The sequence below is a fragment of the Burkholderia sp. WTPI3 genome (assembly GCF_021483755.1).
In the GTDB taxonomy this organism is placed as follows: domain Bacteria; phylum Pseudomonadota; class Gammaproteobacteria; order Burkholderiales; family Burkholderiaceae; genus Burkholderia.
Genome location: NZ_JAGIXF010000202.1, coordinates 1 through 2,141 on the forward strand (window position 1 = coordinate 1; position 2,141 = coordinate 2,141).

Consider the following 2,141-nt stretch of genomic DNA (forward strand, 5'->3'; position numbering starts at 1 on the left):
GGGGGTGTACTTCGGGGCTTCGCCATGGCTGGTTAGCCTGGCAGTGCGCATACTTTAGACCCATGATTGATCTCAATAAATGAAAATAATTGGATTATGCTATTGTCGCGGGGCGGCGTAAAGGAGCCGGGGATGGGCGGCGTAATGGCGCCAGCAGAACCGGGGGTAAAACGCGGATTCGAACGGTTTCAAGGTTGCGGTTTTTTGCCGTTTTTGGCAACTGCATTTTGAGGGGGATCTGGCATCGGTTTCGGGGTGCGGTAACTGTTGACCTGCCCCCTGCAAACAGGGCCAGCCGGAGTCTAGTAAAGTTCGTTTTCGGAGAAGAAGACGAACATGAAGAAGCGCTTTACGGAACAGCAAATCATCGGGTTTCTGAAGGAAGCCGAGGCCGGTATGCCGGTCAAGGAACTGTGCAGGAAGCACGGGTTCAGTGATGCGTCGTTCTACACTTGGCGTGCGAAGTTCGGCGGCATGGAGGTCTCGGAAGCCCGCCGGCTCAAGAACCTCGAGGTGGAGAATGCCCGGCTGAAGAAGCTGCTGGCCGAAGCAATGCTCGATATGGAAGCGTTGAAGGTCGTCGTCAAGGGAAAGCCCTGAGCCCGCAAGCCAAACGCGAAGCAGTATCGGCGATTCGGGGGAAGGTCAACATCTCCGAGCGCCGCGCCTGCCGGCTTGTCGGGCTTTCTCGCAGCGTGCTGCATTACGACGCGAAGCCAGACCACGAGAATGAGGTGCTAGCGGCGCGTCTGGTGGAGTTGGCGCACGAACGTCGTCGATTCGGTTACCGCCGACTGCATGCCCTGGTGGAGCGCGAAGGCACGCACGCCAATCACAAGCGCATCTATCGCCTGTACCGTGACGCAGGGCTGGCTGTGCGGCGCCGTCGCAAGCGCCACGGCGTAATGATTGAGCGCGAGCAACTGGCATTGCCAGGCGCACCCAACGAGGTGTGGTCAATCGATTTCGTGATGGATGCGCTTTCCAACGGCCGGCGCGTGAAGTGCCTGACCGTCGTCGACGATTTCACGAAAGAGGCTGTCGACATCGTCGTCGACCATGGTATCTCAGGTTTATATGTCGCTCGGGCATTGGACCGTGCAGCTCGCTTCCGTGGCTATCCCAAGGCGGTGCGAACAGACCAGGGACCCGAATTTACGAGCCGCGCGCTTGACCAGTGGGCATATGCGAACGGCGTCACTCTGAAGTTGATTCAGGCGGGCAAGCCAACGCAGAATGCGTACATCGAATCGTTCAACGGCAAATTCCGCGACGAATGCCTTAACGAGCACTGGTTCACGACGCTCGCGCACGCTCGGGCTGTCATCGCGGCATGGCGTCAGGACTACAACGAGCAACGGCCGCACAGTGCACTGAACTACCTTGCGCCGTCAGAGTTTGCGGCGAAACATCGGGCAACCGCGGATGCTCCTGCCGCTTTCCAGGAGCTGGTTTAAAGGGACTTTGCTAGAAGCCCATTGGCCCTATTGAAGGGGGCAGGTCAGCCGACCGGCTGCTGGTGCAGTTGCAGCGCCTGGTCGATGCCGGCAATACCGTAGTGATGATCGAGCACGACATGCGTGCGGTGGCCCAAGCCGACTGGGTGATCGACGTAGGGCCAGGCGCGGGCGCTGCCGGCGGCAGCATCGTGGTGGCGGGTTCCCCTCAGCAGGTGGCCCGAAAGTCTGGCAGCCGAACCGCTCCGTTCCTTGCACGGGAGTTGGCGCGGGCCGAGTAGCTTAGTTCGCCAAATGTTGCCAGCTTCGCGGGGCATTGATCGTCGCCACACGGAGGTGACGGTCGCTGCCCGAGTCGCGTCATCTGCTCTGGCTGGCTACGGCGCCATCACCATGGCCAACGCGCTCAAAAGGACCGTGTCTACGTTGCCTACCCAGTTGTGTCAGTCATTGACTAGGGATCGTGGCAAGGCATCAGGGCTGGCTTGAATCGGGGCCGAAGGATTACGCTCTCAGCCCCATCATTGCTGGTCAGACAGTTACCACGATCTTGCCGATCTGCTGATTGGCTTCAAGGAAACGATGGGCATCCTGGATGTCGCTAAGTGCGAATGTCTTTGCGATGATCGGGCGCAACGTACCGGACTTCAACCCTTGCAGAATAAAAGCCTTCGCTCTCTCTAG

At 59.2% G+C, this 2,141-nt stretch carries 2 protein-coding genes and 1 pseudogene; 2 read left to right on the forward strand and 1 reads right to left on the reverse strand.

Annotated features, from left to right (window positions below; all coding sequences use genetic code 11):
* Positions 1–336: 336 nt before the first annotated feature.
* Together J7024_RS36820 and J7024_RS36825 are read left to right on the forward strand one after the other, a co-directional pair.
* Positions 337–1,457 (forward strand): IS3-like element IS407 family transposase gene (locus tag J7024_RS36820; protein WP_105796968.1). Its coding sequence is split into 2 segments (ribosomal slippage): positions 337–595 and positions 595–1,457, totalling 1,122 coding nucleotides; the frame shifts between segments, so codons are not numbered across the junction.
* 47 nt (positions 1,458–1,504) lie between these two features.
* Positions 1,505–1,738 (forward strand): annotated as a pseudogene (locus J7024_RS36825) (hypothetical protein); the annotation flags it as partial.
* Positions 1,739–1,988: 250 nt separating this feature from the next.
* On the opposite strand, the gene J7024_RS36830 reads toward J7024_RS36825, so the two are convergent.
* On the reverse strand, positions 1,989–2,141 hold a 153-nt coding region (locus J7024_RS36830), incomplete at its 5' end, for a zinc-binding dehydrogenase (protein ID WP_234746043.1).